Below are 26,236 nucleotides of genomic sequence, written 5' to 3'. Positions count from 1 at the left end.
TCTTTTCCTCCCCCAGGGAGGAGAGGACCCGGGCCTTCCTGCAACGGGTCCTGCACCACTAGGCCATGAAGCCTTTGGGAGAGAAACCTTGGGCCGAGCTCCGTGCCCTGCTGGACCCCAAGGCGGGCCCAAAGAGGAGGCGGCGGGGGCTTCGCCTTTACGCCGCCTTTCTCGCAGCCTTCCAGGGGATGGCCCTTCTCGCGCTTTCCCCCTTCCTGCCCGGCGCCGGACACCCTGGGCTCTTCCTCCTGGCCCTCTTGGGTGGGGGGTGGCTTTTCCTCCAGGGCCTCTGGTCCTTACGGCAAGAGGCTCCCTGGGGGGCGTTGGTGGCGGTGGGGTTTGGAGGGGGGCTTTTCTTCTTCCTGGGAGTGATGGGATTGCTCCTCCGTCCCCCGGGGCTGTTCCTGCTCCTCGCGGGGGCGGTGGGGTTTTACCACCTCTTCAGGCGGGCGGAAGGGGTCCTCGTCCGGGGAGAGGAAGCGCCCAAAGGAGGTCCTTGAGGCGCACCCGGGAGAGGGCTTGGATGTCCTTCAGGTGCTCTTGCGCCCGCTTCCTCCCCAGGTCGTAGACCAGAGGTAGCTTTTCGTGGTCAAAGGTGTCTATGGGGAAGGGTGGTTCCAGGAAGATGACCAGGTCAGCCTCCTGGAGGGCCAGTTCCTTGAGCCGTCTGCGGCTGGCTTCCCCGGCCAGGAGGGCGGCCTCGAGGGCCGTCTTCGGCCCCTCTTGGGGCGGGGGGTTGGACACGTCCATCGCCACCACCTTGGGGAAGAGGGCCTTGGCCGCCCGCACCGGCACCTTCTCCGCCACGTCTCCGTCCACCAGAAGCCGCCCCTCCCAGTCCACGGGGGGAAAGAGGCCAGGGATGGCCATGCTGGCTAAGACTGCCCGCCACACCGGGCCTTGGCGCAGGACCACGGCTTCCCCGCTGAGGAGGTCTGCGGCCTGGACGGCCAAGGGAATGGGGCTTTCCTCGAGGCGGGCCTCCCCGAAAAGACGCTTAAGCCCTTCCGCTACCCGCTTCGTTTCCACCAGGGCAGGGCGGCGGAAGGCGGAGAAGAGCCGGGCCAGGGTGCGCAGGCTTCCCGTTTTCCGTAGGCTGGCCACCTCCTCGTCGAAGATGGCCTCGTGCACCTTCCAAGGGTCCTTGTGGCCGAAGGCGTAGGCACAGGCCGCCAAAGCCCCCGCAGAGCTCCCCGCAAGGCCCCGGATGGGCACCCCCGTCTCTTCCAAGACGGAAAGGAGGCCCAAGTGGCCGTACCCCCGCACCCCACCGCCTCCCAAGGCCAAGGCTACCCCGCGCATTCAGTACCCAAGGCCCAGCTCTTGACCTTCCGCAAAGGGCTGGCCCAAGAGCTTCCCCCATTCTTTCCGGGAGGTTTCTAGATAGGCGAGAAGGTCCTTGGCGCGTACCCGTCGGTGGCTCCCCACCTTGCGGAAGGGGATCTTGCCTTCCTCCAGAAGCCGCACCAAATGAGGCCGGGAAACCCCCAGGAGCTCCGCGGCCTCCTGTGTGGTGAGTTCCGCCTCCAGAGGGACCACCCTAACCGGCTCGCCCCGGGCCAAAGGCTCCAGCAGGTTGCGCAAGAGGTGGGCGAGCTCGGGGGTTAGCTCCAAGGCGGTTTCTCCCAGACGCAAGCGCGTTCCTGGCCGCAAGTGGGCCAAGAAGGCCTTTAGGGATTCCCGCTCTTCCTTGCGGGCAAAGGCCATGGTTTCCATGCGGGTTCAGGATAGCAGATAAACGAAACAAACGCAACCCCTGGAGGCGGGAACGAAAGCTCTGGAGCCACCGAGCGAATCCTTTTAGCCCCGTTTTCTCCGAGGCACCGAGAAACGCCTCTGGACTTAGGGGAGGGCGGGTGAGCTTGAAGCGGTGTGTTTGCAATAGGCCTAGCAGGGGCTGGGATAGGCCGCGAGCGTGGACCTGGGCCTCGCCTAAGGTCAGGAGGCACCCGTCTGGTGGGGGCTATTCTGGGGTGGGCCGATATGCTTACAATGCCTCCTATGAGGCCCGACCTTTCCCGGGTGCCGGGGGTTTTGGGGGAGATCGCCCGGCAGAGGGCCCTCGAGGTGGCCCCTTACCCCCTCTCCGAGCCCGAACCCGTCCCCTCCTTCCGGGAAGCCCTCCTCCGCCCCGGGCTTTCCGTCATCGCCGAGGTGAAGAAGTCAAGCCCCTCGGAAGGGGCCATAAGGGCGCTGGATACCGTGGCGGCCGCCCGGGCCTACCAGCGGGGCGGGGCCAGGGCCATCAGCGTCCTCACCGAGCCCCATTACTTTGGGGGCAGCCTGGAGGATCTTCTTAGGGTCCGCCAGGCGGTGGACCTACCCCTGCTGCGCAAGGACTTCGTGGTGGATCCCTTCATGCTCAAGGAGGCCAGGGCCTACGGGGCCAGCGCGGTTCTCCTCATCGTGGCCCTTTTGGGGGAACTCACCGGGGTCTACCTGGAGGAGGCGAGGCGCCTTGGCCTGGATGCCCTGGTGGAGGTGCACACGGAAAGGGAGCTGGAGCTGGCCCTCGAGGCGGGAGCGGAGATGGTGGGCATCAACAACCGGAACCTCTCCACCCTGCAGATAGACCTCACCACGGCCCCGAGGCTTGGCCGCTTGGCCCGGGAGGCTGGCTTTGGCGGGGTTTTGGTGGCGGAGTCGGGCTATTCCCACCGGGAGGAGCTGAAACCCTTGGAAGGGCTTTTCGACGCCGTGCTCATCGGCACCAGCCTCATGAAAAGCCCCGATCTGGAGGAAGCCCTGAGGGCGCTGGTAGGATAGCTCCATGTTGCTGATTCCCGCCGTGGACCTGAAGGGGAGCAAAGCGGTCCGGCTTTACGAGGGGGACCCGGGGCGGGAAACCCAGTACGGGGATCCGGTGGCGGCCGCCTTGCGCTGGCAGGAAGAGGGGGCCAGGCTCCTGCACCTGGTGGACCTGGACCGGGCCTTGGGAAAGGGGGATAACCTCGAGGCCCTCCGACGGATCGCCCAGGGGATATGCATTCCCTTTGAGGTGGGGGGTGGGGTGCGTTCCCTGGAGGTTCTGCGGGAGATCCTCCTGCTGGGGGCTTCGCGGGTGGTGGTGGGCACGGTGGCGGTAAAGAATCCTGCCCTCTTGGAGGACATGTTGGCGGAGGTGGGGCCTGCCAGGCTGGCGGTGGCTTTGGATGCCCGGGGCCTCGAGGTGGTGGTCTCAGGTTGGCAGGAGGCCGCTTCCCTTTCCGCCCTGGACCTCCTTGGGCGTTGGAAAACCATGGGGGTGCGCACGGTGATCTACACCGATGTGCGGCGGGATGGGACCCTGAAGGGTTTGGACCTGGAGGTGGTGGCCCGGGTGCGGGAGGCTTGGCCCCATGAGCTCATTGCGGGCGGGGGGATCGCTGGCCCGGAGGACCTTCTGGGCTTAAAGCGCCTGGGGGTGGAGGGTGCCCTTTTGGGCAAGGCCCTATACGAGGGGCGCGTGCGCCTTTCCGACTACAAAGAGGGGGTATTCTAAGGCCATGAAGCTGGCCCACTGGGTGTTTCTCCTCGTCACCCTGGGGGTGGCGGGAGCGGGGTTTTACCTCTACCTGGCCTTCCCCTTCCTGGAGGTGCCCACGCCCTTAGGTTCCTGGCCCCTTTACTACCTTCTTCCGGGGGCCTATACCTTGGGTTTCTTGGTGGGGGGAGTGTATGCCCTGGTTCTTTGGCTTTGGGGCGTGGGGGAAAGGCGCGCCCTTCTCAGGGAAGTGCGGCGGCTTCAGGGCGAGGTCAACGCCTTAAAGCGGGAACGCATTGAGGAGATTCCCAGAATCCCCGATCGGGAAGAGGTGTAGCGATCCCCCCTCTGGGGGATAGGGGAGGAGCTGTATGAAGGACCGGGTGCGCTGGCGCCTTCTTCCCTTGCCGCCCTTGAAGGAGTGGTGGGAGGTGATGGGGGCCTTTGGGGTGGGGCCGGAGACTGCCTTAGCCTACTGGCACCGGGGGGTACGCCGCCCGGAGGACCTGAAGCCTTCCCTGGGCCTTCTTCCCCTCAGGGGCCTCAAGGGGGCGGTGGAGCTTCTCCTTTGGGCGCTAGAGGGGAAGAAGCGCATCCGCATCCACGGGGACTACGATGCGGATGGCCTCAACGGAACCGCCATCCTGGTGCGGGGCCTCAGGGCCTTGGGGGCGGAGGTGCATCCCTTTATCCCTCATCGCCTCGAGGAGGGGTATGGAGTCCACCCCAAGCGCATCCCCGAGCACCTGGAAGCCGCCGATCTGTTCCTGACGGTGGACTGCGGCATCGCCAACCATGCCGAGCTTCGGGAGCTGGTGGAAAACGGGGTGGAGGTTCTGGTGACCGACCACCACACGCCCCGCGATACCCCGCCGCCGGGTGTCGTTCTCCATCCCGCCTACACCCCGGACCTTAAGGAGCACCCCACGGGGGCCGGGGTGGCCTTCCTGCTTCTTTGGGCCCTCCATGAGCGGCTGGGCCTGCCCCCGCCCCTGGAGTATGCCGACCTGGCGGCGGTGGGCACCATCGCCGACGTGGCTCCCCTTTGGGGGTGGAACCGGGCGTTGGTGCGGGAAGGGCTTGAGCGCCTTAAGGACTCCCGCCTCTTGGGGCTTCGCCTCCTTGCGGAAAGCGTGGGTTACACGGGGAAGGCGGTGGAGGTGGCCTTCCGCATCGCTCCCCGCATCAATGCGGCAAGCCGCCTGGGGGAGGCGGAGAAAGCCCTTAGGCTTCTCCTCACGGAGGACGAGGAGGAGGCCAAGGGTTTGGTGGAGGAGCTGAACCGGCTGAACGCCCGCCGCCAAGCCATAGAGGAGGAGATGCTTAAAAGGCTCCTTCCCCAGGCGGATCCCGAGGCCAAGGCCATCGTTCTGCACGATCCCGAGGGGCACCCGGGGGTGATGGGCATCGTGGCGAGCCGGATCCTCGAGGCCACCTTGCGCCCGGTCTTCATCGTGGCCCAGGGGAAGGGCACGGTGCGAAGCCTCCCCCCCATCAGCGCCGTGGAGGCCTTAAGGAGTGCCGAGGACCTTCTTCTCCGCTATGGAGGCCACCGGGAGGCTGCGGGCTTTGCCGTGGATGAGGCCCATTTCCCCCGGTTTAAGGAGCGGGTGGAGGCCTTTGCCTCCTCCTTCCCCGACCCCGTGCGAGAGGTGCCCCTTGTAGGGCTTTTACCCCCTTTGACGTCACTTCCGGACCTTCACCAAGCCTTGCTGGCCTTAGAGCCCTTTGGGGAAGGGAATCCCGAGCCCCTTTTCCTTCTCCAAGGCTCCCCGGAGGAGGCCCGCTCCATGGGGGAGGGAAAGCACCTCGCCTTCCGCCTGCAGGGGGTTAGAGTGGTGGCCTGGCGCATGGGGGAGCGGGCGGCCGCTATGCCCTCGGAGTTGGAAGCCGCCGTCTTACTGGTGGAAAACCGCTGGAACGGTACCGTGTCCTATGAGGCCCAGGCCCTGGACTTCCGCGAGCCCGGGGAGCTTGAGGGAGGGGTGGAGCCCTTTGCCTATCCCATTCCTTTGCCCGAGGCCTTGGCCCGAGCCAGGATGGGGGAGGGGGTATACGTTCCCGAGGATAACCCCGAGGGCCTGGAGTATGCGAAGAGGGCGGGGTTTCGCCTATTAAGCCCTGGGGAGGCTACGCTTTGGCTAGGGATACCCCCCACCCCCGTGGAGATTTCCCGCGGTCCGGTGTACGTGGCCCTGGGGGCGGGTGCCCGGGCCAAGCTCCTGGCTTCGCCCATGCTCCCCACGGACGAGGAGCGGCTTAGGGCCCTGGTGGGGCAGAGGCTCCTCTTCGCCTATCAGCGAGGGCATGCCCCCCTTTTCAGCGAGGCTCTTTTGGCCTACTGGGCGGTTTTCTCCGATAGGGCACATGCATTGCCGAAGAGGGGGTGAGGGATGTACAAGCAGCCCCGAGAGGTACATGAGGCCAGGATCTACACCCAGGCTTACCGGGTCTACGGGCTCATCTACCTGGTGCCCGGGGCGGGCACTGCCGACCTTTTGAACCAGGAGAGGCCCTATCTTCCGGTCACTGGTGCCCTCCTTTACACCCCGGGCTACACCCATCCCCCGGAGGCCAAGGACCTCAAGGCTAGCACCAGCTTCCTGGCTCTGCGCAAGGAGCGGATCCAGTGGATGGTGGGGGGGAAACCCAGCGAGCCCCGCACCAGCCCAAGCCTTTTGGAGCGGCGCAAGCTGGCCTTCCTCTTTGGGGACTACCTTCTTGCGGGCGAGCTCTTACTTCCCCGGGGGGTACGGCTTTCCGACCACCTTTCCCAGGCCAAACCCTTCCAGACCCTCCTCGAAGCCAAGCTTTACGTCCTCACCCCCAACAAACCCATCGTGGACCTGGAACCTTTGGAAACTTTTCCCTTCGTCACCCTGAACCTGCGCCGGGCCGAGGCGGTGGCCGAGGCTCCGGGGGAGGCCCAAGATCCCCGGCTTACCCTATTTGGCTGAGGGCCTCCCGGATGCGCTCGATCTGGGCCAGGTTTTCCTTAAGCCTTTCCTCCTCGGCCTCCACCACCTCCTTGGGGGCCTTCTCCCGGAAGCCGGGGGCGGAAAGCTTTTTCTGGCTTCTTTCTACCAGGGCCTGAAGTTCTTGCAGGCGCTTCTCCTGCCGACGCCTCCACTCCCACACGTCGAGAAGGCCCTCTAGGGGCATGCGCACCGTCACCTTGGGCATGGCCTTCACTAGGGCCTTTTCTGGCCTTACGTCAAGGACTTCGGCCCGGGCCAGGAAGCGGAAGACCTCCTGGTTTTCCACCACGGGCGTAGCTTCCCCTTCCAGGTAGACCCGTACCTCCTGGGCCAAGGGAAGCCCGGCCTCGGCCTTTAGGGCCCGCACCGCCGTTACCGCCTGCTTGAGGGCTTCAAACCGGGCTTCGGCTTCCTCGTCCGTGGCCTTGGGTTGGGGCCAGGCCTCGAGGGCCAGTTCCTCCTTGCCCGTGAGGGCCTGGTAGAGCTCGCTGGTGAGGAAGGGCATGATGGGATGGAGGAGCTTCAGGAGGGTGGCGAGGGTTTCCTCGAGGGTGCGTAGGGTAAAGGCATTCCCTGCCTTGAGGGCTGGCTTGCTGGCCTCCAGGTACCAGTCGCAGAACTCGCTCCAGACCAGCTCGTACACCTCCCGGGCCGCCTGGGCCAGGTCCAGGGCCTCATAGAGGCGGGTGATTTCCGCCACGCCCCGGCTTAAACGGCTTTGCATAAAGCGGTCGGCCAGGGTGGGCTCTTCCGCCTTGGCCTGGAAGGCCTCCCGGCTCAGGAGCACAAAGCGAGCGGCATTATAGAGCTTGTTGGCGAAGTTCCGGGCCATTTCCAGCCAGCGGAGGTCCAGCCTGATGTCTTGGCCTCCGGTGGCCAGATAGGTGAGGGCAAAGCGGAGGGCGTCCGCTCCATATCGCTCCACCATCTCCAGGGGATCTATGACGTTCCCCTTGGATTTGGACATCTTTTGCCCCTTCTCGTCCAGGACGAGACCGTGGAGGAGCACGGTCTTAAAGGGCCTTTCCCCCCGGAAGTGGTAACCGGAGACCTCCATGCGGCTCACCCACAGGAAGAGGATGTCGTAGCCCGTGACCAGGACGTCCCCGGGGTAGAAGGCCTTGAGGTCTTCCGTTTCCTCAGGCCAGCCCAGGGTGGAAAGGGGCCAAAGGGCCGAGGAGAACCAGGTGTCGAAGACGTCCTCATCCCGCTTGAGGTTGGGGCTTCCGCAGGCCTCGCAGGTGCTGGGGTCTTCCAGGTAGTGCTCGGGGTGGGGCACGTTCACCGCCTGGCAGTCCTGGCAGTACCAGGCGGGGATCTGGTGCCCCCACCAGAGCTGGCGGGAAATGTTCCAGTCCCGGACGTTCCTTAGCCAGTCCAGGTTTACCTTCTTCCAGCGCTCGGGCACGAAGGCGATCTCATCCCGTTCCAGGCCCCTTATCACCTTTTCCGCCAGGGGCTTCATGGAAAGCCACCACTGGGGGAAGATGGCGTACTCCAAGGGGGTGCCGCAGCGGGAGCAGGTGGCCATCTGGATGGTGTAGTCCTCCTCCCTCAGGAGGTGGCCAGCCTCCCGGAAGAGCTCCACGGCCTTCTTCCGGGCTTCGAACCGGTCCAGGCCCCGCAAGGGCTCCGGCACCCTTTCCCCTTCCATCCGGCCTTCCAGGTTGATGACGGACACCGCCTCCAGTCCGTGCCGTTCCCCGATTTCGTAGTCCAAGGGGTCGTGAGCGGGGGTCACCTTGAGGGCCCCGGTGCCGAACTCCCGCTCCACGGCACTGTCCGCCAGGATGGGGATCCAGATGTTCGTGAGGGGAATGCGGGCTTTTTTGCCAATAAGGTGCCGGTAGCGCTCGTCCTCGGGGTGGACGGCGATGGCCTGGTCAGCGAAGACGGTTTCCGGCCTCACGGTGGCGATGGCGATGCGGTCGCCACCTTCCACCTCGTAGGTCAGGGTGTAGAGCCTGCCCGGGGTGGGCTCCGTTTCCACCTCCAGGTCCGAAAGCGTGGTCTCGCACCGGGGGCACCAGTTGACCAGCCGGGGGGCCCGGTAGGCCAGGCCCTCGTGGTAGTAGCGGCTGAAGGCGTAGCGCACCGCCTTGGAGCGAGCTTCGTCCATGGTGAAGGCCTCCCGGCTCCAGTCGGCGCTGGCCCCAAGGCGTTTGAGCTGCTTTAGGATGGTGCCCCCCGATTCCTCCTTCCACTCCCAAACCCGCTTCAGGAAGGCCTCCCGTCCCAGGTCGTGCCGGGTCTTGCCCTCTTTTAGGAGAAGCCTTTCCACCACCACCTGGGTGGCGATGCCCGCATGGTCGGTGCCGGGAAGCCACACGGCTTCATACCCCTGCATGCGCTTATAGCGGATGAGGGCATCCTGTAGGGAATTGTCCAGGGCGTGGCCCATGTGCAGGCTTCCCGTCACGTTGGGAGGCGGCATGAAGATGACGAAGGGGGTTTTGCCGTTTTTGGGGTTGGCCACGAAGGGGTTGTTCGCCCACTTCTCCGCCCACTTGGGTTCCACGGTCTTGGGGTCGTAGGCCTTGGGTAGGTCCATGCTGTCCGATAGTTTACCCAAGCCGGGTGGGGTGCGTTCAGGGAACGCTAGCGCAGGAAAGGCCCGGTAGCTCTTCCCAGGGGGAGCCTTGGACCTCGAGGCCCTTTACGAGGGCGTGGAGCTGGAAAGGGCATAGAGGTAGTAGTGGCCCTCCCCCAGGTCGAAAAAGGCATCCTCGTAGGCTAGGCCCTCTATCGGGGTTTCCCCGGGGATGGCCAGGAAGGTTTCCCCCACCCGGATCCCCTCCGGTTCCAGCTGGAGGATTCCCTGGGATACCTCCTTGGAATCCGCCTCGGGGTCGTTGACGGGTGTGTGGAGGAGCCGGACGGGAAGCCCCTCGAGGCTATGGAGCACGTTGCTGGGGTCCCGGAAGGGAGCCCGGTGGAGGAGGCGTTCCTCCACTTGGACGATCTCCCCCAAGAGGGCGTAGCGGTCCAGGGGCAAAAGGGCCTTGCCGCTTTCCAAGAGGACCAGGAAGCGGGTGCGGTCCTCCGGGGAAAGGAGCACAGGGGCCTTATTCCTTCCCACCTTGGGGTCCTGGTCCAGCCTTTCTCCCCTTAGGAGGGCTTTGGCGGCCTCCAGGGCCTCCTCGCGGGTTTGGTAAAGGCTATAGGGGTTCACCTTGAAGAGGAGGTCGTAGCCCCTGGGTCCCTGAACCAGCCAGGCCAGGTGGAGCTCAAAGAAGGGTCGCTTTTGCCACTCGGGGTACATGCGAACCCATATTAGCCCAGACACCGGGAGGGTTTGGATGAAAACTGTGAGTCCCCCCCTTGCCCAAAACCATGTCCGGGTATACCCTGAGCCCGGTATGGCGCTTACGGAAGAGCGGGTCCTCGAGGCCCTGCGCACGGTGATGGACCCCGAGCTGGGTAAGGACCTGGTTTCCTTGGGCATGGTGGGGGAGGTGAGGCTAGAGGGAGGCTGGGTGGACCTTCTCATCAACCTCACCACCCCCGCCTGTCCCTTAAAGGGCCAAATCGAAGCGGACATCAAGCGGGCCCTTCATCCTTTGGGGGTGGAGGAGGTGCGGGTGCGTTTCGGCGGTGGGGTTAAGGCTCCCGAGCAGTACCCCATTCCCGGGGTGAAGCATGTGGTGGCGGTGGGCTCAGGCAAGGGTGGGGTGGGGAAGAGCACCGTGGCCGCCAACCTGGCGTTGGCCCTGGTGTCAGAAGGGGCCAGGGTGGGCCTCTTGGACGCGGATCTTTACGGGCCCAGCCAGGCCAAGATGTTCGGCCTGGAGGGGGAGAGGCTCAAGGTGGACCAACACCGGAAGATCCTTCCCCTCGAGGCCTTTGGCCTCAAGGTCCTCTCCATCGCCAACATCGTTCCCCCTGGCCAGGCCATGATCTGGCGGGGGCCCATCCTCCACGGCACCATCAAGCAATTCCTGGAGGAGGTGAACTGGGGGGAGCTGGACTACCTGGTGGTGGACCTACCCCCAGGTACCGGGGATGTGCAGCTCAGCCTGGCCCAGCTCACCCGGGTTTCCGGCGGGGTGATCGTGACCACCCCGCAGGAGGTGGCCCTGATCGATGCGGAAAGGGCTGCGGACATGTTCAAGAAGGTGCAGGTGCCCGTCCTGGGGGTTTTGGAGAACATGAGCCACTTCCTCTGCCCCCACTGCGGCAAGCCCACCCCCATCTTCGGGGAAGGCGGCGGAAAGCGGCTTGCGGAACGGCTCAAGACCCGTTTCCTGGGGGAGATTCCCCTCACCCTACCCTTGCGGGAAAGCGGGGACCGGGGAAGGCCCATCCTGGTGGAAAGCCCGGAGGGTCCCGAGGCGGAGGCCTTTAGAAGGGCGGCCCGGGAGCTGGCCGCTGCCTTGAGCGTGCAAGCCTTCATCGCCTTGCCCATGGCTTGATATGGCCCTAGTTCTGGAAGGCACCAAGGAACGGGTTCTGGACCTCCTGAGGCTCAGGCCCTATACCGCCAAGGAGCTAGCCGAAGCCCTGGGGGTGAGCCGGGTGGCGGTTCTGAAGCACCTGCAGGACCTCGAGGCTCGGGGCCTGGTGCGCTCGGAGGTGAGGAAGTGCCTGGGCCGGGGCCGGCCCTACCGCCTCTACGTGGCCCAGGACCGGGAGGCCCCTTACGCCGCCCTGTGCGGGGATGTGCTTAAAGGGGTGGAAAGGGTTCTGGGCCGGGAAGGGGTGGTGCGCCTTCTCTTGGAAAGGAACCGGAGCCTGTTTGCCCCCCTGAATCTGGCGGCCTTACCTTTACGGGAGCGGCTTACCCGCCTGGCCCAGTTCCTGCGGGAGCAGGGCTACGAGGCGGAGGTGGTGGAGGAAGAGGGGAAGCTGTACCTCTGCCAGAAGCGTTGCCCCTGATGCGGGAGGAGAGGCTGGCGGAGGGGGGGAACTGTTGCCGTTACCGGGTAGAATAGCGGGGTGTGGGTTTACCGCCTCAAGGGCACGGCGGCAGAGCTGGACCCCCTGATCCCGGAACTCTTCGATCGGGGGGCGCGGGGCCTCGAGGAGCAGGAAGGCGAGGTATGGGCCTATTTCCCCGCTCCCGTGGACCTTCCCTTTGGGGGGGCGTGGGAGGAGCTCCCCGACGAGGACTGGCTAGAGGCCTGGCGGCGGGATCTTAAGCCCGTGTGGGCTGGGCCCTTCGTGGTGCTGGCTCCCTGGCACCCCTGGGAGGGGGAGGGGATTCCTTTGGTGATCGAGCCCGGGATGGCCTTTGGCACCGGGCACCACGAGACCACCCGTCTGGCCCTCTCCGCCCTGGCCCGCCACCTGCGTCCTGGGGAAAGGGTGCTGGACCTGGGCACGGGCTCGGGCATCCTGGCCATCGCCGCCGCCAAGCTGGGCGGAGAGGCCGTGGGGGTGGACATTGACGAGGCCGTCCTCCCCCAGGCGGGGGAAAACGCCAGAAGGAATGGGGTGACGGTGCGTTTCTTCTTGGGAAGCCTGGAGGAAGCCCTTCCCTATGGCCCCTTTGACCTCTTGGTGGCCAACCTGTTTGCGGAGCTTCACCAGGAGCTGGCCCCCCGGTACCAAAAGGCCTTAGCTCCTGGGGGAAGGCTTCTCCTCACGGGGATCCTGGCGGAAAAGGCCACCCTGGTGAGGGAGGCCATGGCCAGGGAAGGCTTCTCCCTCCTGGAGAAGGAGAGGGAAGGGGAGTGGGTGTTGCTGGCCTACGGGATCTGAGCCATGCGCCCGCACCGCGCCTATAGTCCAGGCCTTACCGGAGTGCTTCCCTTAAGGGAAAGCCGGCACCTCCTGGAGGTGTTGCGGGCCAAGGTGGGAGACCGGTTCACCGTTTTTGACGTGGACCGGGAGGCCGTGGCGGAGGTGGTGGAGCTGGGGCCGCCGGTGCGCTACCGCATCCTGGAGGAGCGGCGCCCGGAGCGGGAGGTGGGGGTGGAGGTGGCCCTTTACCCCGCTCTTTTAAAGGGGGACAAGCTTTCCGAGGTGGTGCGCGCGGCCACGGAGCTCGGGGCCACCCGCATCCAACCCCTCGTCACCCGGCACTCCGTGCCCAAGGAGATGGGGGAGGGGAAGCTGAAAAGGCTTCAGGCCATAGCCGTAGAGGCGGCCAAACAGTCGGGAAGGCTAAGGGTGCCAGAGGTCCTACCTCCCATTCCCATGAACGCCCTTCCGAAGGTGGAGCAGGGTATGGTGGCCCATGTGGGAGCAAGAAGCCTGGTTCGGGAGGTGCTGGACCTTGGGAAGTCCCTGGCCTTGGCCGTGGGACCGGAAGGGGGATTTACGGAAGAGGAGGTGGAGCTTTTGCAGGAAAAGGGCTTTACCCCGGTCTTCCTGGGCCGGAGGATTCTGCGGGCGGAAACGGCGGCCATCGCCCTCCTCGCCCTGTGCACCGCCGGGGAGGGGAGATGAAGATCTTGGGCTGGCTTGGGGGTGCGGCGCTCCTCCTCTTCCTTGCGGGCTGCCGCTACACCTTCCTCCCCCTGGACCCGGGCAAGCCCCTGCCCCTGGAAAGGCCTTTTGTGGTGGCCCGCCTGGAGAAGGGCGCGGAGGAGGCCGTCCTGGTCCTCAGGGTGGAGCGCCTTCCTTCCCCGGGCTACCTTCACCTCAAGTGGTTCCGGGAGGAGGCCTTGCTCCAGGAGAAAGTCCTCTTTCTAGAGGAGCCGGGCTCCTACCGGGTTTCCTTTCCCTTGAGCCAGGGCTACCACCGCCTGGTGGGGCTTTGGGCGGGTGGGGTTCTTTTCCAGCTGGACCTGGGGACGCCCAGCCTACCGGACCCCGATGAGGAGGAGAAAAAGGGGAATGGTCAAGAAGGCTAGGAAGGTGGAAACCACCACGCTCCTGGCCACCCGTAGGGCTTCCCCCCCAAACTCCCGGGTGAGGAGAAAGGCATTCACCGCCACGGGGGTGGCCGACTGCAGGACCAGGACTTGGTGCTCCAGACGGGCAAGGCCCAGGATGAACCCCACCCCGTAGGCCAGGAGGGGGGCCACAAGGAGCCGCAGGCTGCTGGCCACTCCCTCAAAGGCCCCCACCTGGAAGCGGGTCTGGCTCATCTGCATTCCCAGGGTGAGGAGGAGGACGGGGATGGCCGCCTGGCCCATGAGGCGTAGGCCCTCGTCCAGGCGGAAGGGAAGGCTTACCCCCAGGGTCTTCAGCAGCAGGCCCAGAAGGAGGGCGTAAAAGAGGGGCAGGCGCAGGGTAAAAAGGAGCCCTTCCTTTAGGCCGCCTCCCCTTATGAAGGCCGGCCCCAGGCCGAACATGACCACGCTGGAGAGGATGAAGTACACCACGGCCTGCCTCAGGCCCTCTTCTCCCAGGGCGAAGTAGACCAGGGAAAGCCCCATGTTGCCGGAGTTGGGGAACAGGCTGCAGACGAGAAGGGACTTGGCGGTCTCGGGGGAGAGGCCAAGGAGTCTGGCCATCCCGGTGATGGCCAGAAAGAGGAGGAGGTAGGTGAGGGCAAAGCCCAGGGCAAGGCCCACTAGGCCTTCCCGGGAGTACTCTGCCCGGTACATGGCGTCGAAGATGAGGGCGGGCACCAGGAGGTAGAGGGTGAGGCGGCTTAAGGTGGTGAGGTCCATGGGAATGCGCTTTCCCAACAGATACCCGGAGAAGACCACCAGGGCCACGGGAAGAACCGTGTTGAGGAGGGCCTGCATGTGAGGCATTCTAAAGGCATGGCAGGCTATCTGGCGCTTTCTGAGGCTATAGAGAAGGTGCTCCTCCGGAAGGCGGAGGTTCCGAGAAGGCAGGTTCTTCCCATCCCGGGAGGGCAGTTTTTGGTGATGCCCGCCGCAGACCAAGAGGTGGCCCTTTGCAAGCTGGTCACGGTGGGGGTTTCTCGAGGAGAAGAGGAGGGGCCTCGGCGCCAGCCTTCGGTGCAGGCGGAGATCTGGGCCAGGAGGCTGGATACCGGGGAGGTCTTGCACCTGCCGGGGGAGGAGATCACGAAAAAACGCACCGCCGCCCTTTCTCTTCTGGCGGCTAAGCTTCTTGCTCCAAGGCAAGAGGGGGCACTTCTTCTGGTGGGGCCTGGGGTTCAAGGGGAAGCCCACCTCGAGGCCTTCGCCGAGGGATTTACCCTGCGCCGGGTGTGGATCCGGGGAAGGAGCAGGGAGCGGACCGAGGCCCTTTTGGCCAAGGCCAGGGGTATGGGCCTCGAGGCAGAGGAGTGGGTGGCCCCTGAGGTGCCTGAGGAGGTGGCCTTCATCGTCACGGCCACCTCGAGCCCTACCCCGGTGTTGCCCGAGAGGGTACCGGAAGGCACCTTCATCGCCGCCGTGGGGAGCTTCCGCCCGGAGATGCGCGAGGTGCCAAGGGCCTTGGTGGAGCGGGCGGCGGTTTATTGCGATACGGAGGATGCCCTGGTGGAGGCCGGGGAGCTTCAGGGCCTTTCTAAACCGGTGGTGACCTTAAGGGAAGCCCTTTTGGGTAGACGGTCGGAAGGGGACCCCGTGCTTTTCAAGAGCGTGGGCCAAGCCCTTTTTGACCTGGCAGCGGTGCGGCACCTCCTGGGCTTGGACTAAAGGCGGACGACGATCTTGCCCACATGGCCCCGGTCCAGGAGGGCTTGGAAGGCGGCTTCAGCCTCGAGGAAGGGGAAGACCGCCCCCACCACGGGCTTGAGTTCCTGGCCCAACCGGGGCAGGAGAAATTTCAAGGCCTCTTGTACCAGGGCCTCTTCCCTGAGGAGGGGAGCCAGCCAAAAACCCATTACCGTGAGGTTTCTGCGCATGAGGCGCAAGGGATTCAGGGGCGTCACCTCTCCCTCGGCGGCCCCGATATAGACCAGCCTACCCCCTGGCCGCAGCAAGGAGAGGCTTCCTTCCAGGTCCTTCCCCCGCACCTCCAAGACCACGTCCACCCCGCCCAGGGCCTTGGCCTTTTCGGGAAGGGCCTCGTAGGTGGCCACCTCCTCAGCGCCCAAGGTTTGGGCCAAGGGGAGGTTTTCGGGCCTCGAGGCCGCCGCTAGCACCCTTAAGCCCAGGGCCCTTGCCACCTGTACCGCCGCTGTGCCCAGGGCCCCGCCCGCCGCCTGCACCAAGACCCTCTCCCCGGGCCTCGCCCCTGCCCGCCTAAGGGCCAGGTAGGTGGTGAGGAAGGAAACCGGGTAGGCGGCGGCCTCTTCGGGAGAAAGCCCCTCGGGCACGGGAAGGAGGGCTTCCCTGGGCACGGCCACCTGCTCCGCCAGGGCCCCATGCCCCACCAAGGCGGCGAAGCGCTCTCCCCCCACCCGCCCCACCGCCTCCATGCCCGGCACGAAGGGCGGATGAATCCGGGTAAGGTACCCGCCAAGCCGCATGAGGTGGTCGGCAAAGTTCAGGCCCACCGCCTCCACCTCCAGCACCACCTCTCCCGGGCCCGGGGTGGGGTCGGGAAGTTCTTTAAGGACCAGGGGTTCCCGCAAGCGTTCTTGTACCCAGGCGCGCATGGCTGGAGTCTACCCCTTGACGGAGCCAGCCAGGAGCCCCCGCAGGAAGTACCGCCCCAGGAAGATGTAGACCAGAAGGGTGGGTAAGGCGGCCAGAATGGCCCCGGCCATGGGCAGGTTCCACTTCACCGCCTCGCCTCCGGCCAGCTGGGCCAGGGCCACGGTGATGGGCTGGCTCTCCGGCCGGGTCAGGGTGACGGCGAAGAGGAACTCGTTCCAGATCTGGGTGAACTGCCAGATGGCCACCACCACGAAGGCGGGGGCAGAAAGGGGCAGGATTACGTGGCGGAAAATGCCGAAGAAGCCTGCCCCGTCTATGCGGGCAGCCTCCACCAGCTCATCGGGGATTTCACTGTAGTAGTTCTTGAAGATAAGGGTGACAATGGGGATGCCGTAGACCACGTGGACCAGGATGAGGCCCCATAGGGTGCCGTAAAGGCCTATGGCCTTTACGAACTGGAAAAGGGGGATGAGGATGCTCTGGTAGGGGATGAACATCCCGAAGAGCATGAGGGCAAACAAGAGGTTGGAACCCCTAAAGGGCCACTTGGCCAGGACGTAGCCGTTGAGGGCCCCTACCAAGGCGGAGAGGGCCGTGGCCGAGAGGGCCAGGACCACGCTGTTTTGAAACTTGGGCCGGAAGGCCTCCCAAGCGATGTGGAAGCTTTCCCAGTAGACGGGTTCCGGCCAGTGCCAGACCGTGTCCAGGGTAATCTTGGCGGGTTCCTTCAGAGCGGTGAGGATCACCAGATAGACGGGGAGAAGGAAGAAGAGGGTGGCGAGGAGTAAGAAGGCGTGCAGGAAGAACCGGCCCATCAGCGCCTGACCTCCTTCCGAAGCTGGCTTACCAGGTAGGGGATGACCACCAAGGCCACCAAAAGCAGGAGGAGTATGCCGATGGCCGCCCCCTTGGCGAACTGGTTGCCGCGGAAGGCGAGGAGGTACATGTAGATGGCGGGTACATCGGTGGGGGCGTAATCCAACCCGGCCATGGCGAAGATAAGGTCGAAGATCTTCAGGGCGATGTGCCCCAGGACGATCATGGCCGAGAGGGTGATAGGGGCAAGGAGGGGGAGGATCACGTGACGGTAGGTCTGCCACTCGCTGGCCCCGTCCACCTTGGCCGCTTCCAGCACCTCCACGGGGATTCCCCTTAGACCCGCCAGATAAAGGGCCATGGTGTAGCCGGACATCTGCCAGACCGCCGCCAGGATCACCCCCACCAGGGCCAGGCTGAAGCCGTGGGGCTCGGGGTAGGGGAGAAGGTGGGTGGTCCTGCCCAGGGTGAAGGCCCAAACCAGGAGGACTCCACTGGACAACAGGCTCCAGAAAAGTCGCTTCCTTTCCCCTTCCCTGTGGGCTTTCCAAGCCACGTACAAGAGGGTTAGGCCCACCGCCAAGGCGGTGTAAAAGGGCAGTTGGTTCCAGTCAAAGACCCAGGTCTGCTGCCTGGTGGTGAGCCAGGGGAAGTGGAAGGGGGGTAGGCCAAAGAGGGTGGGCAGGACGTTGACCCCGCCCTGGGGCTGCAGGAGCCAGCGCCAGATGGTGCCGGTGACCACGAAGGAGAGGGCCATGGGAAAGAGGAAGACGGTGCGGAAAAAGCCCTCCCCCTTGGGCCCGCGGTCCAGGGCCATGGCCAGGAGGAGGCCTAGGCCCAGGCTTCCCCCCATGAAGAAGAGGGTGAAGAAGATGAGGTTGACCACGCTTTGGCGGAAACGCACGTCCACGAAGCCGGTGAAGAGCTCAAGGTAGTTTTCCAGGCCCACGAAGTGGAGCTCTGGCCTCAGGGCCAGGGCCTGGGCTGGATTCTTTCCCCAGTCGGTGAGGGAAACCCAGAGGTTTTGCCCGATGAAGCCATAGACGAAGATGGCCACCGCCGCCAAGGAGGGGAGGAGGACCAAAAAGGCCGTGATCCGGTCGCGCATGAGGCCTCCGGGAAAAGCCCGTGGGGGCTTTTGCCCCCACGGGCCGAGGGGTTCTAGCGGCCCAAGCCCACCTGGTTGGCGATGGCCTGGGCAGCGTTGGCCGCCGCTTGCGGGTTCCTGCTCTGCAAGAAGATCTCCATCACCGTGCCGAACTGGCTCATGAAGCTTTCGGGTGCCACCGCCCCGTGCACCAAAGAGCCCACGATGCGGTTGGACTTCCAGTCCTTCATGGCCGACTGGCCGTAGGCGTTGTACTTGGCGGGGTCGGAGTCCAGCCTTGCGGCGATGGAGCCCTTCAGGGGGTTAAAGGTGTCCTGGCCCTCCTTGGAGCCCACCAGCTTGAGCCAGTTGATGGCGTTTTGCCGGTTCTTGGCTCCCTTGGGCAGGCCAAAGGAGTCGGAAAGCATCATGAAGATCCCGGAGGTGCCGGGCGACGGGGCCCAGGCGAAGTCGGTGCCGGGCTTGAGCTTCAAGGTGGTGCTTATGTAGCCGGCGGCCCAGTCGCCCATGATGTTGAAAGCGGCCTTGCCCTGGACTACCCGGTCCACCGCCTGCTGCCAGGAAAGCCCAGCGGCGTCCTTGTTGGCGCAATCCAGCACCTTGCCAAAGGTTTCCCATACGGCCACCACCTTGGGGTCGGTGAACTTCAGCTTGCCGCTCCAGAGGTTATTCCAGCCGTCGGCTCCCAGGGTGGCCAGGGCCACGCTTTCCCAAAGGTGCTGCTGGGTCCAGTTCTCGCCCAGGGCCAAGGGTGCTTCAAGGCCCTTCCGCTTCAAGGTCTGGCAGGTGGCGAGGAACTCCGCCCAGGTCTTGGGCGGGGTCACCCCCCATTCCTTCAGCTTGGCGGGGATGTACCACATGACGTTGGAGCGGTGGATGTTAACGGGCACGCTCCAGATGCCTCCCTTGTAGGAGAGGAGGTCAACGAGGCCCTTGGGGAAGGCCTGGAGCCAACCCTCCTGCCGGAAGAGGCTGGTGAGGTCCTCCATGCGCTCGGCCACCACCCAGGTGCCGATGAGTTCCTGCCCCGCGTGCACCTGGAAGGTGTCTGGGGGGTCGCCGCCCAGCATGCGGGTCTTCAGGACCGCCTTGGCGTTGACCCCGGCGCCGCCCGTAACGGTGGCGTTGATCACCTCCACCCCGGGGTACCTCTGCTTGTAGAGCCGTATGAGGGCCTCGAGGGCCGGCCCTTCGTCCCCTGCCCACCAGGAGAAGATCTCCAGCTTGCCCGTCTGGGCCAGGGCGCTAAGCCCCAAGGCCACGCCGATCGCCAAAAACCACTTCCTCATACCTACCTCCATTGCGACGTGGGCGTTCCGCCCACAGGCCGCCCAGCTCAAAGAATCGCGCCAGAAAGAGGCTGGCTCCCCCCACCGCCGGGGCCAGGTGGCCGTAGACCGAGGGGCGCACGGGGAGGTCCCGGTGGGCTTCCAAGAAGGCGTGTGCCCGGAGGGATTGGCGCAGGGGAGTCTCCAGGAAGGGAAAGAACTCCGCTGCCTTTCCCCCCACCACCACCAAGGCGGGGTCGTAGGCCACGGCCAGGTTAGCCAGGAAGCGGCCCAGGGCCTCGCCTAGGTGGCGGATGGCCTCGAGGGCCAAAGCCTCCCCCTGCTTGGCCTGCTGGAGCAGGGCCTCGAGGTCCCCTGCCTTTCCGCCGAGGGAACGGTGATGCTCCAAGAGGGCACCAAGGCCCAGTTCGGTTTCCAGGCACCCCACCCGGCCGCAGGCGCAGAGCTGGTGCCCCTGGCTTAGCCAGTGGCCCAGTTCCCCTGCGGCCCCGCTGGCCCCGCGCAAAAGCCGGCTTTCCGACACCACCCCAACCCCAAGGCCCGTGCTCAGCACCAGGTAGGCCAGATTGGCCTCCCCGTGGAAGAAGACCTCGGACAGGGCCGAGGCTTTGGCGTCGTTTTCCAGGGCTGTGGGCAAGGGGAAGTCGGCAAGCAAGGGCCGGAGGTCCAGATTTCTCCAACCCAGATTGGGGGCTAGGAGGAGGCGGTCTTCCACCACCACCCCTGGCAGGGTGAACCCCAGGCCTAAGGGACCGGGCACATGGGGCAGTACTTCATGCAAAAGCCGTTCCAGACGTTTCTTGGGACCAGCCTCCCGGGGGTGGCTCCATTCCTTGGCCCATAGGACCTCCCCCCGCCAGTCCAGGGCCAGAAGGACGGTTCCCTCCACCCCCAGTTCCGCGCCTAGGGCAAAGCGAGCGCCAGGGCGCAGGTGCAAGAGGGTGCCGGGCCGGCCCACGGGGGGAGAGGTAAGGGTCCCTTCCTCCAGGAGGCCTTCTTGTAATAGCTCGTCCACCAGGCGGCTTACTGCGCTTTTGGCCAAACCGGTAAGCCGGGAAAGGTCTGCGCGGGTAAGGGGGCCCCGCCTCAGGTGGGCCAGGATAGCCCGGCGGTTGAGCCTGCGGATTTCCTGCGTGTCCCCTTTGCGCATCCTCGCTCCTTCCCCTTGCCCCTTTAGTTCGTTCTCGGGACTAAGTAAATCACCCGTCCCCGGATGTGTCAAGCCCTTGCCTTTTTGCCCCGTTAGGCTTAGCCTTGCCTTAAGGCCCGCTAGGGCCTCAAAGCCAGGTCCGTTGCCCTGGTGCCTGGGCGCGTAGTCCAGGCTTAAAGTGGGGAAGTCCGGTGCAAGTCCGGCGCTGTCCCGCAACGGTAACCGGCCACGCTTTGGGCTTAAGCTTCGCAGGCCGGAAGCCCGAATACCTGCCAGGGCCGCCCGCTAGACCCCGAGGCGGGCACCTCACGCGGATGGGGGAGCGATGGGGGTTTGCAAAGCCATTTGCGCCCCTGCCGCTTTCCGGCAGGGGTTTTCCCTACCTCCCCCGGGCCTGGCCCTAGCGGTCTTAGGGAGGTAGGCATGAGGAGAGTTATTTCGGTTCTTTCGGTTCTTTTGGCTCTGGCCTTTGCCTTTCCCCTTACCCTCACCGACGACCTAGGGCGCACGGTTACCGTCAAGGCACCGCCCAAACGGATCGTCACCATGTTGCCCTCGGTGACGGAGACGGTTTGCGCCCTAGGGGCCTGCGACCGCATCGTGGCCACCGACGACTACTCCGACTGGCCCGAGAGGGTGAAGGCCCTGCCCAAGGCGGGAGGGCTTTACAACCCCAACCCCGAGTTCATCGTCTCCCTGAAGCCAGATCTGGTTTTGGTTTCCAAGTACGGGCGTCTGTACGAAACCCTGGAGCGGGCGGGCCTAACGGTGTATGCGGTGCGCACGGAGACCTACGAGGACATCTTCCGCACCACCCGCACCCTGGGGAAGCTTCTTGGCCTCGAGGCCCAGGCGGAGCGCCTGGTGGCCCAGATTCAGCGGGAGGTGTACCAGGAGGAGTCCCGTGCGGCCAAGGCCACGACCCGGCCCCGGGTTTACTATGAGATCGACCCCACCCCCTACACCGTGGGTCCGGAGAGCTTCATCGGGGTCCTGATTCAAAAGGCCCGGGGGGTGAACGTCATCCCCAAGGAGCTGGGCCTTTTCCCCAAGATTGCCCCCGAGTTCGTGGTGGAGAAGAACCCCGAGGTAATCGTGGCCACCTACCCGGGCGCCCTGGAAACCATCCGGGCCAGGCCTGGCTGGAGCCGGGTGAAGGCGGTGCAGACGGGGCGCATCTGCGTGTTTACCGGGGGTCAGGATAGCCTCCTCTCCCGCCCAGGCCCCCGGGTGGCCCAAGGGCTTAGGCTCTTGGTGGATTGCTTCCACGGGCGTTAGGCCATGACCCGGGCCCTCCCCCTGGCCCTTAGGCGGAGCCTGGTCTTTTTCTGGCTCCTCCTCCTGCTCCTCCTGGCCCTGGTGCTGGGGGTAGCCATGGGGGCGGTGAGCCTGCCGCCGGGCGAGGTGTTCCAGGCCCTTTTGGGCCTAACGGAGAATCCCATCGTCACGGAGATGCGCCTCCCCCGGGTCCTGGGGGGGATGCTGGTGGGGGCGGCCTTGGGGGTGGCGGGGGCCAGCTTCCAGGGGCTTTTCCGCAATCCCCTGGCCGACCCCTACCTCATGGGCTCGGCGGCGGGGGCGGCCTTCGCCGTGACCCTTCTGGCCAGCCTGCTGGGGGGCCTGGCCCCCGCCTTTGCCCAGCACGCCATCTTCCAAAGCCTGCCCCTTCCCGCCACCCTCTTCGGGTTCCTCGGGGCCCTCTCCGCCACCTTCCTCACCCTGGTTCTGGCAGGGGGGGCGGCCCGGACGGGGGAGCTGGTTCTGGCAGGGGTGGTGGTGGGGAGCGTTCTGACCGGGGCCACCACCTACCTGATGATGCAGGACGCCGACCGGGTGCGGGCGGTCTTCGCCTACACCCTGGGCAACCTGGCCTTCATGGGCTGGCCTTCGGTGAAGGCCATGGTCCTTTTTTTCCTTCTGGCCCTTCCCCCGCTGTTGCTTCTGGGCCGGGTGTTGAACGCTCTCCAGCTAGGGGAGGAGGTGGCCCGGAGTATGGGGCTACCCCTCGAGGGCCTGAAACTCCTCCTCCTCCTTGCCGCAAGCCTGTTGGTGGCTGCTGCCGTGGCCCAGGCGGGGATCATCGGTTTCGTGGGCCTGATTACCCCCCATCTCCTCCGGCGCCTCTTGGATGAGGATTACCGCTTGCTTCTGCCTGCTTCTGCCCTGGGCGGGGCGGTCCTCCTAACGTTGGCGGACCTCCTGGCCCGCACCCTTACCCGGCCGGCGGAGCTTCCTGTGGGGGTGGTCACCACCCTTCTTGGGGGGCCATTCTTCCTGTACCTGATGTGGAGGCGGCGTGGAAGGGCTTGAGGCCAAGGGGATCGTGGGGCCCTACGCCCTCTTAGGGGTGGACCTGGCCGTAAGGCCAGGGGAGTGGGTGGCTCTTTTGGGCCCCAATGGATCGGGGAAGAGCACCCTTCTAAGGGTTATGGCGGGGCTCCTCCGGCCCAGGGCAGGGGGGGTCTTTCTGGAGGGAAAGCCCCTTCCGGCCTATGGAAGCTATGCCCGGGGCCGGCTCCTCGCCTACCTGCCCCAGGGAGGCCCCTACCCGGAGGGGCTCTTGGTGGAGGAGGTGGTGCGCTTAGGAAGGCTTCCCCACCTGGGCCTTTGGGGGCGGGAAGGGCGGGAGGATGGGGAAGTGGTGGAGTGGGCTTTGGAGGTTACGGGGGCTTCCCGTTTCCGGGGCCGGTACCTGGGTAGCCTTTCTGGCGGGGAGCGCCAGCGGGTTCTTCTAGCCCGGGCCCTGGCGGCTAGGCCCCGCTACCTCCTTCTGGACGAACCCACCACCTTCCTGGACCTGGAATACCAGGGTGGGCTTCTGGCCCTCTTCCAAAACCTGGTTGCTAAGGGGATGGGGATTCTTTCCATCCTTCACGACCCCAACCAGGCGGCTTTGGCTGGACGGGTGGCGGTGTTGAAAGGGGGACGGCTTTTGGCGGAAGGAAGACCGGAGGCGGTGCTCACGGAAACCCTTCTGCAAAACCTCTACGGCCCAGGGGTGCGGGTAGCCCACCTCATGGGGAGGCCCCATGTCTACCTGGACGGATAGGGCCAGGCTCTACATCCGGGGCCGGGCTTTCCTCCTGGACCTTGGGGAGGAGGTGGCCTTTTACACGGAATCCGGACCCAAGAGGGCCCGTTACCTCCTGGTGGGTAAGCTTTCCCTGCCCGAGCGCTTGCGGCTTGGCCTGCCCCGGGCGGGGGTTCTCCACTACCCTTTGCCGGTGGACCCCCTAGCCTTTGAGTGGGAGGGGGAGACCCTGATCCTTCCGGGGCTCAGGGTGTATTTGGGAGGGCCTCCGGCCTTTGTGGAAACCCCTTACTATGCCTGGCGGCTGGGGTGAGGCGAAGAAGCCCTTGACGGAAACCCCGCCACGGGGTAGGGTGAACTTACCGACCGTTCGGTCGCCACACGCAGGAGGTGGGGGATGCGGCTAAAGGACAAGGTGGTGCTGATCACGGGGGCGGCCCACGGGATCGGCCGGGCTACCTTGGAGCTGTTTGCCCGGGAGGGGGCCAGGCTGGTGGCCTGCGATCTGGAGGAGGAGCCCCTAAGGGAGGCGGCGGCGGCCACGGGGGCCTTGGCCCTTCCCATGAACGTGGCCGACCCGCTTTCCGTGGAGAGGGGATTCCGGGAGGCCCTTCAGGCCATGGGCCGCCTGGACGGGTTGGTGCACTATGCCGGCATCACCCGGGACAACTTCCACTGGAAGATGCCCCTGGAGGACTGGGAGGCGGTGTTGAGGGTGAACCTTACGGGAAGCTTCCTGGTGGCCAAAGCGGCCTCCGAGGCCATGCGGGAGCGGAACCCCGGTTCCATCGTGCTCACCAGTTCCCGGGTGTACCTGGGTAACCTGGGGCAGGCCAACTATGCGGCTTCCAAGGCGGGGGTGGTGGGGCTTACCCGTACCCTGGCCCTGGAGCTGGGGCGGTATGGGATCCGGGTGAACGCCCTGGCCCCTGGGTTCATTGAAACTCGGATGACGGCTAAGGTGCCGGAGAAGGTGCGGGAGAAGGCCATCGCCGCCACACCCTTGGGTCGGGCCGGCCAGCCCATAGAGGTGGCCTACGCCGCCCTTTTCCTGGTTTCGGATGAATCCAGCTTCATTACCGGCCAGGTCCTCTTCGTGGATGGGGGTAGAACGGTGGGAGCTGCTCCCGCCTGAGGGTAGGGAGGCTAGGTCCCCAGGGGGGAACCATGGATTTTTCCTGGCTGGATGGTTTTTTGAAGAGGCAGGTGGCTGAGGGCCTTCTTCCCGGGTACGTGGCCCTGGTGGCCCGGGGGGGAGAGGTGGTCTATCAGGGGGTGGGGGGGTATCTGGATCCGGAAAGGGCTCTTCCCATGCGGGAAGACGCTCTTTTCCGCATCTACTCCATGACCAAGCCCTGGGTTTCCGCCCTGGCCCTCACCTTCGTGGAGGAGGGCAGCCTTTCCCTTCTGGACCCTGTGGAAAAGTACCTGCCGGGGTTCGCCGGGGTCAAGGTGGGGCGGGAAGTGGGGGAGGAGGTGGCCCTCGAGGACCTTAGGCGGCCCCTCACCGTCTACGACCTCCTGCGCCACACGGCGGGCTTTACCTATGGGGTCTTCTTCCGCTCCCCGCTGAAGAGGCTCTACCTAGAGGCGGGGGTGGACCGGTTTGACCTTTCCCGGGAGGAGTTTCTTGGGCGCCTGGCCGCTTTGCCCCTGCGCTTTCAGCCGGGAGAGGCCTTTGAGTACGGGCTTTCCACCGATGTGCTTGGACATCTTTTGGAGGTGCTTTCGGGGAAAAGCCTGGCGGAGCTCTTGAAGGAACGGGTATTCGCCCCCTTGGGGATGCGGGACTCGGGTTTTCGGGCCAAGGATCCTGCCCGTTTGGCAAAGTCCTTCCCCCAAGACCCGGAAACGGGCAGGTCCATCCGCCTGATCCCCCTGGAGGCGGAGCCCCCCCGGTATGCGGGGGGCCTGGGCGGGGTGAGCACGGCCTGGGACTACCTGCGGTTCCTGGAGGCCCTGCGCACGGGCCGGGGTGTGCTGCACCCGAGCCTGTGCCGCCTCATGACCCAGGACCACCTGGGTCCCCTTTACGAGGCCGGGTTGCGGCGGGGCTTGGAGTACACCCCAGGTCCGGGTTACGGCTTTGGCCTGGGGGTGGCGGTGCGTTTGGGCCATGGGGGTCTGGCTCCGGGAAGCCCCGGGGACTTCTACTGGTGGGGGTTTGCCGGCACCTATTTCCTGGTGGATCCCGCCCTGGAACTGAGCGCCTTGCTTTTCACCCAGGCCCCCAATCTCCTTTCCGTGCTGGAGCCGGAAAAGGCCCTTCACTCCCGGCTTGGGCAGCGGCTTGGCCTGGCCTTCCGTACCCTGGTTTACGGGGCCCTTTCCTGAAGGGACTCTACCCCAACAGCCTGGGCCAGTTCCTCGGGAAGGCGCAATACCTCCCCTGCCATTTCGATGCCCACCCCATTTTCCTTCTCCACCACCCTAAGGACCTTTCCGGGAACCAGGCCCAGCTTGGCCAGGAGGTTGAGGGTGCCCCGGTCCTGGGCCAAGGCCCGCACCACCCGGGCCTCCCCCAGGGGGGCCTCGGAAAGGGGGAGGGCAGGGGCTTCCGGGAGGGCCAGGTCCTTGGTGGGGATGGGGTCCCCGTGGGGGTCAAAGGGAGGGTGGCCTAAGAGCTCGGCGATCCTTTCCTCAAAGGCCTCGCTGATCACGTGCTCCAGCCGTTCCGCTTCCTGGTGGACCTCTTCCCAACCGTAACCAAGGGCCTGGTGGAGGTAGGCCTCGAGGAGCCGGTGGTGCCTTAGGACCTCCAGGGCGATCCGCCGCCCGGGCTCGGTGAGCCGGGCTCCCTGGTAGGGGGCATGCTCCACCAGGCCCAAGGCGGTGAGCTTCTTGAGCATCTCCGTCACCGAGGGGGGTTTAACCCCCAAGCGCTCGGCAAGCGCCTGGGTGGGCACCGGACCTTGCCTCTCCGCCTCCAGGAGGAAGAGCTGCTTCAGGTAGTCCTCCTGGGCCTCGGACAGGGGAGGGCGCGCCATC

At 65.4% G+C, this 26,236-nt stretch carries 28 protein-coding genes, 1 pseudogene and 1 riboswitch; of the genes and pseudogenes, 18 read left to right on the top strand and 11 right to left on the bottom strand.

Translation table 11 applies throughout. The features are described from left to right. The first annotated feature begins 65 nt into the window (after positions 1-65). A complete protein-coding gene (locus C2847_RS04195; RefSeq protein WP_105317218.1) occupies positions 66-500 on the top strand; it encodes a hypothetical protein in 435 nt (144 codons plus the stop codon). Here C2847_RS04195 and C2847_RS04190 read toward each other — a convergent pair. Together C2847_RS04190 and C2847_RS04185 are read right to left on the bottom strand one after the other, a co-directional pair. Then, the gene (locus C2847_RS04190) at positions 442-1,302 is read right to left on the bottom strand and encodes a patatin-like phospholipase family protein (RefSeq protein ID WP_105317217.1); all 861 of its coding nucleotides are present in this window, start codon (positions 1,300-1,302) and stop codon (positions 442-444) included. The genes C2847_RS04195 and C2847_RS04190 overlap by 59 nt on opposite strands. Further along, positions 1,303-1,716, bottom strand: coding sequence for a helix-turn-helix domain-containing protein (locus tag C2847_RS04185; protein WP_105317216.1), 414 nt, complete (start codon positions 1,714-1,716; stop codon positions 1,303-1,305). Positions 1,717-2,001: 285 nt separating this feature from the next. Between C2847_RS04185 and trpC the strand changes: the two genes are divergently transcribed. From trpC to C2847_RS04160, 5 genes are read left to right on the top strand one after another with little or no spacing between them, the layout of a single operon-like run. Then, positions 2,002-2,766 carry an indole-3-glycerol phosphate synthase TrpC gene (trpC, locus tag C2847_RS04180; RefSeq protein WP_105317215.1) on the top strand — a complete coding sequence of 255 codons (765 nt, stop codon included), beginning with the start codon at positions 2,002-2,004 and terminating at the stop codon, positions 2,764-2,766. A 4-nt stretch (positions 2,767-2,770) separates the two neighbouring features. Next, positions 2,771-3,481, top strand: coding sequence for a 1-(5-phosphoribosyl)-5-[(5-phosphoribosylamino)methylideneamino]imidazole-4-carboxamide isomerase (gene hisA, locus C2847_RS04175; RefSeq protein ID WP_105317214.1), 711 nt, complete (start codon positions 2,771-2,773; stop codon positions 3,479-3,481). 4 nt (positions 3,482-3,485) lie between these two features. Then, positions 3,486-3,800, top strand: a complete 315-nt coding sequence (locus C2847_RS04170) for a hypothetical protein (protein WP_105317213.1) — start codon at positions 3,486-3,488, stop codon at positions 3,798-3,800. 34 nt (positions 3,801-3,834) lie between these two features. Then, positions 3,835-5,853, top strand: coding sequence for a single-stranded-DNA-specific exonuclease RecJ (locus C2847_RS04165; protein ID WP_105317212.1), 2,019 nt, complete (start codon positions 3,835-3,837; stop codon positions 5,851-5,853). Positions 5,854-5,856: 3 nt separating this feature from the next. Further along, a complete protein-coding gene (locus tag C2847_RS04160) occupies positions 5,857-6,420 on the top strand; it encodes a DUF6812 domain-containing protein (protein ID WP_105317211.1) in 564 nt (187 codons plus the stop codon). Here C2847_RS04160 and C2847_RS04155 read toward each other — a convergent pair. Both C2847_RS04155 and C2847_RS04150 read right to left on the bottom strand, forming a co-directional pair. Further along, a complete protein-coding gene (locus C2847_RS04155) occupies positions 6,404-8,992 on the bottom strand; it encodes a valine--tRNA ligase (RefSeq protein WP_105317210.1) in 2,589 nt (862 codons plus the stop codon). The genes C2847_RS04160 and C2847_RS04155 overlap by 17 nt on opposite strands. A gap of 105 nt (positions 8,993-9,097) precedes the next feature. Further along, positions 9,098-9,703 (bottom strand): hypothetical protein, encoded by a 606-nt coding sequence (locus C2847_RS04150; protein WP_105317209.1) that lies wholly within the window; start codon positions 9,701-9,703, stop codon positions 9,098-9,100. A gap of 97 nt (positions 9,704-9,800) precedes the next feature. Here C2847_RS04150 and C2847_RS04145 point away from each other — a divergent pair, with 97 nt between their 5' ends. From C2847_RS04145 to C2847_RS04125, 5 genes and pseudogenes are all read left to right on the top strand, one after another. Continuing rightward, a complete protein-coding gene (locus tag C2847_RS04145) occupies positions 9,801-10,853 on the top strand; it encodes an Mrp/NBP35 family ATP-binding protein (protein ID WP_105317220.1) in 1,053 nt (350 codons plus the stop codon). 1 nt (position 10,854) lies between these two features. Then, a pseudogene (locus tag C2847_RS04140) lies at positions 10,855-11,313 on the top strand (helix-turn-helix transcriptional regulator); the annotation flags it as partial. A 63-nt stretch (positions 11,314-11,376) separates the two neighbouring features. Beyond that, on the top strand, positions 11,377-12,141 hold the full coding sequence (locus tag C2847_RS04135; RefSeq protein ID WP_105317208.1) for a 50S ribosomal protein L11 methyltransferase: 765 nt from the start codon (positions 11,377-11,379) through the stop codon (positions 12,139-12,141). Positions 12,142-12,144: 3 nt separating this feature from the next. Next, the gene (locus C2847_RS04130; RefSeq protein ID WP_105317207.1) at positions 12,145-12,831 is read left to right on the top strand and encodes a 16S rRNA (uracil(1498)-N(3))-methyltransferase; all 687 of its coding nucleotides are present in this window, start codon (positions 12,145-12,147) and stop codon (positions 12,829-12,831) included. After that, a complete protein-coding gene (locus C2847_RS04125; RefSeq protein ID WP_105317206.1) occupies positions 12,828-13,238 on the top strand; it encodes a hypothetical protein in 411 nt (136 codons plus the stop codon). Before C2847_RS04130 ends, C2847_RS04125 begins: the two co-directional genes overlap by 4 nt. Here the strand turns inward: C2847_RS04125 and C2847_RS04120 are convergent. Continuing rightward, positions 13,188-14,090 carry an AEC family transporter gene (locus tag C2847_RS04120; RefSeq protein ID WP_105317205.1) on the bottom strand — a complete coding sequence of 301 codons (903 nt, stop codon included), beginning with the start codon at positions 14,088-14,090 and terminating at the stop codon, positions 13,188-13,190. The two genes, C2847_RS04125 and C2847_RS04120, sit on opposite strands and share 51 nt — an antisense overlap. 9 nt (positions 14,091-14,099) lie before the next feature. Between C2847_RS04120 and C2847_RS04115 the strand changes: the two genes are divergently transcribed. Further along, entirely contained in the window at positions 14,100-14,948 is an 849-nt protein-coding gene (locus C2847_RS04115; RefSeq protein ID WP_105317204.1) for a Rossmann-fold NAD(P)-binding domain-containing protein, read from the top strand. Here C2847_RS04115 and C2847_RS04110 read toward each other — a convergent pair. From C2847_RS04110 to C2847_RS04090, 5 genes are read right to left on the bottom strand one after another with little or no spacing between them, the layout of a single operon-like run. Continuing rightward, entirely contained in the window at positions 14,945-15,853 is a 909-nt protein-coding gene (locus C2847_RS04110) for an NADPH:quinone oxidoreductase family protein (RefSeq protein WP_105317203.1), read from the bottom strand. The two genes, C2847_RS04115 and C2847_RS04110, sit on opposite strands and share 4 nt — an antisense overlap. 9 nt (positions 15,854-15,862) lie before the next feature. Continuing rightward, positions 15,863-16,669 carry a carbohydrate ABC transporter permease gene (locus C2847_RS04105; protein ID WP_105317202.1) on the bottom strand — a complete coding sequence of 269 codons (807 nt, stop codon included), beginning with the start codon at positions 16,667-16,669 and terminating at the stop codon, positions 15,863-15,865. Then, complete coding sequence (locus C2847_RS04100; RefSeq protein WP_105317201.1) at positions 16,669-17,778, bottom strand: carbohydrate ABC transporter permease; 1,110 nt, start codon at positions 17,776-17,778, stop codon at positions 16,669-16,671. Before C2847_RS04100 ends, C2847_RS04105 begins: the two co-directional genes overlap by 1 nt. Before the next feature lie 53 nt (positions 17,779-17,831). After that, on the bottom strand, positions 17,832-19,067 hold the full coding sequence (locus C2847_RS04095) for an ABC transporter substrate-binding protein (RefSeq protein ID WP_164835630.1): 1,236 nt from the start codon (positions 19,065-19,067) through the stop codon (positions 17,832-17,834). Then, a complete protein-coding gene (locus C2847_RS04090) occupies positions 19,024-20,217 on the bottom strand; it encodes an ROK family transcriptional regulator (RefSeq protein WP_105317199.1) in 1,194 nt (397 codons plus the stop codon). Before C2847_RS04090 ends, C2847_RS04095 begins: the two co-directional genes overlap by 44 nt. Positions 20,218-20,348: 131 nt before the next feature. Then, positions 20,349-20,508, top strand: a riboswitch (cobalamin riboswitch). Between the two features lie 132 nt (positions 20,509-20,640). Between C2847_RS04090 and C2847_RS04085 the strand changes: the two genes are divergently transcribed. The 6 genes from C2847_RS04085 (at position 20,641) to C2847_RS04060 (ending at position 25,582) form a co-directional block, all read left to right on the top strand. Beyond that, complete coding sequence (locus tag C2847_RS04085; protein WP_105317198.1) at positions 20,641-21,495, top strand: ABC transporter substrate-binding protein; 855 nt, start codon at positions 20,641-20,643, stop codon at positions 21,493-21,495. 3 nt (positions 21,496-21,498) lie between these two features. Next, positions 21,499-22,527: a FecCD family ABC transporter permease gene (locus C2847_RS04080; RefSeq protein ID WP_105317197.1), complete on the top strand. Its 1,029-nt coding sequence runs from the start codon at positions 21,499-21,501 to the stop codon at positions 22,525-22,527. Beyond that, positions 22,514-23,266 carry an ABC transporter ATP-binding protein gene (locus tag C2847_RS04075; protein WP_105317196.1) on the top strand — a complete coding sequence of 251 codons (753 nt, stop codon included), beginning with the start codon at positions 22,514-22,516 and terminating at the stop codon, positions 23,264-23,266. The genes C2847_RS04080 and C2847_RS04075 overlap by 14 nt, the downstream gene beginning before the upstream one ends. Beyond that, the gene (locus tag C2847_RS04070; protein WP_105317195.1) at positions 23,247-23,561 is read left to right on the top strand and encodes a hypothetical protein; all 315 of its coding nucleotides are present in this window, start codon (positions 23,247-23,249) and stop codon (positions 23,559-23,561) included. Before C2847_RS04075 ends, C2847_RS04070 begins: the two co-directional genes overlap by 20 nt. Before the next feature lie 84 nt (positions 23,562-23,645). Beyond that, entirely contained in the window at positions 23,646-24,383 is a 738-nt protein-coding gene (locus C2847_RS04065) for an SDR family oxidoreductase (protein ID WP_105317194.1), read from the top strand. 32 nt (positions 24,384-24,415) lie between these two features. Beyond that, the gene (locus tag C2847_RS04060; RefSeq protein WP_105317193.1) at positions 24,416-25,582 is read left to right on the top strand and encodes a serine hydrolase domain-containing protein; all 1,167 of its coding nucleotides are present in this window, start codon (positions 24,416-24,418) and stop codon (positions 25,580-25,582) included. On the opposite strand, the gene mntR is transcribed toward C2847_RS04060, so the two are convergent. Beyond that, positions 25,564-26,235 (bottom strand): manganese-dependent transcriptional regulator MntR, encoded by a 672-nt coding sequence (gene mntR, locus C2847_RS04055; protein ID WP_105317192.1) that lies wholly within the window; start codon positions 26,233-26,235, stop codon positions 25,564-25,566. The two genes, C2847_RS04060 and mntR, sit on opposite strands and share 19 nt — an antisense overlap. Position 26,236: the final 1 nt, after the last annotated feature.

It is taken from the genome of Thermus tenuipuniceus (assembly GCF_002964845.1).
Lineage (GTDB): Bacteria > Deinococcota > Deinococci > Deinococcales > Thermaceae > Thermus > Thermus tenuipuniceus.
The sequence above is the reverse complement of the archived record's forward strand: the minus strand, read 5'-3'. Positions and strand labels throughout refer to the sequence as shown.

Excerpts from the sequence above, each read along its gene's own strand:
- C2847_RS04160 (WP_105317211.1), top strand. The coding sequence starts at position 5,857 with ATGTACAAGCAGCCCCGAGAGGTACATGAGGCCAGGATCTACACCCAG.
- mntR (WP_105317192.1), bottom strand. The coding sequence starts at position 26,235 with ATGGCGCGCCCTCCCCTGTCCGAGGCCCAGGAGGACTACCTGAAGCAG.
- C2847_RS04085 (WP_105317198.1), top strand. The coding sequence starts at position 20,641 with ATGAGGAGAGTTATTTCGGTTCTTTCGGTTCTTTTGGCTCTGGCCTTT.
- C2847_RS04125 (WP_105317206.1), top strand. The coding sequence starts at position 12,828 with ATGAAGATCTTGGGCTGGCTTGGGGGTGCGGCGCTCCTCCTCTTCCTT.
- C2847_RS04145 (WP_105317220.1), top strand. The coding sequence starts at position 9,801 with ATGGCGCTTACGGAAGAGCGGGTCCTCGAGGCCCTGCGCACGGTGATG.
- C2847_RS04195 (WP_105317218.1), top strand. The coding sequence starts at position 66 with ATGAAGCCTTTGGGAGAGAAACCTTGGGCCGAGCTCCGTGCCCTGCTG.
- C2847_RS04170 (WP_105317213.1), top strand. The coding sequence starts at position 3,486 with ATGAAGCTGGCCCACTGGGTGTTTCTCCTCGTCACCCTGGGGGTGGCG.
- C2847_RS04100 (WP_105317201.1), bottom strand. The coding sequence starts at position 17,778 with ATGCGCGACCGGATCACGGCCTTTTTGGTCCTCCTCCCCTCCTTGGCG.
- C2847_RS04165 (WP_105317212.1), top strand. The coding sequence starts at position 3,835 with ATGAAGGACCGGGTGCGCTGGCGCCTTCTTCCCTTGCCGCCCTTGAAG.
- trpC (WP_105317215.1), top strand. The coding sequence starts at position 2,002 with ATGAGGCCCGACCTTTCCCGGGTGCCGGGGGTTTTGGGGGAGATCGCC.
- C2847_RS04105 (WP_105317202.1), bottom strand. The coding sequence starts at position 16,669 with ATGGGCCGGTTCTTCCTGCACGCCTTCTTACTCCTCGCCACCCTCTTC.
- C2847_RS04115 (WP_105317204.1), top strand. The coding sequence starts at position 14,100 with ATGGCAGGCTATCTGGCGCTTTCTGAGGCTATAGAGAAGGTGCTCCTC.
- C2847_RS04130 (WP_105317207.1), top strand. The coding sequence starts at position 12,145 with ATGCGCCCGCACCGCGCCTATAGTCCAGGCCTTACCGGAGTGCTTCCC.
- C2847_RS04095 (WP_164835630.1), bottom strand. The coding sequence starts at position 19,067 with ATGAGGAAGTGGTTTTTGGCGATCGGCGTGGCCTTGGGGCTTAGCGCC.
- C2847_RS04080 (WP_105317197.1), top strand. The coding sequence starts at position 21,499 with ATGACCCGGGCCCTCCCCCTGGCCCTTAGGCGGAGCCTGGTCTTTTTC.
- C2847_RS04120 (WP_105317205.1), bottom strand. The coding sequence starts at position 14,090 with ATGCCTCACATGCAGGCCCTCCTCAACACGGTTCTTCCCGTGGCCCTG.
- C2847_RS04185 (WP_105317216.1), bottom strand. The coding sequence starts at position 1,716 with ATGGAAACCATGGCCTTTGCCCGCAAGGAAGAGCGGGAATCCCTAAAG.
- C2847_RS04090 (WP_105317199.1), bottom strand. The coding sequence starts at position 20,217 with ATGCGCAAAGGGGACACGCAGGAAATCCGCAGGCTCAACCGCCGGGCT.
- C2847_RS04110 (WP_105317203.1), bottom strand. The coding sequence starts at position 15,853 with ATGCGCGCCTGGGTACAAGAACGCTTGCGGGAACCCCTGGTCCTTAAA.
- C2847_RS04155 (WP_105317210.1), bottom strand. The coding sequence starts at position 8,992 with ATGGACCTACCCAAGGCCTACGACCCCAAGACCGTGGAACCCAAGTGG.
- C2847_RS04065 (WP_105317194.1), top strand. The coding sequence starts at position 23,646 with ATGCGGCTAAAGGACAAGGTGGTGCTGATCACGGGGGCGGCCCACGGG.
- hisA (WP_105317214.1), top strand. The coding sequence starts at position 2,771 with ATGTTGCTGATTCCCGCCGTGGACCTGAAGGGGAGCAAAGCGGTCCGG.
- C2847_RS04070 (WP_105317195.1), top strand. The coding sequence starts at position 23,247 with ATGTCTACCTGGACGGATAGGGCCAGGCTCTACATCCGGGGCCGGGCT.
- C2847_RS04060 (WP_105317193.1), top strand. The coding sequence starts at position 24,416 with ATGGATTTTTCCTGGCTGGATGGTTTTTTGAAGAGGCAGGTGGCTGAG.
- C2847_RS04190 (WP_105317217.1), bottom strand. The coding sequence starts at position 1,302 with ATGCGCGGGGTAGCCTTGGCCTTGGGAGGCGGTGGGGTGCGGGGGTAC.
- C2847_RS04150 (WP_105317209.1), bottom strand. The coding sequence starts at position 9,703 with ATGTACCCCGAGTGGCAAAAGCGACCCTTCTTTGAGCTCCACCTGGCC.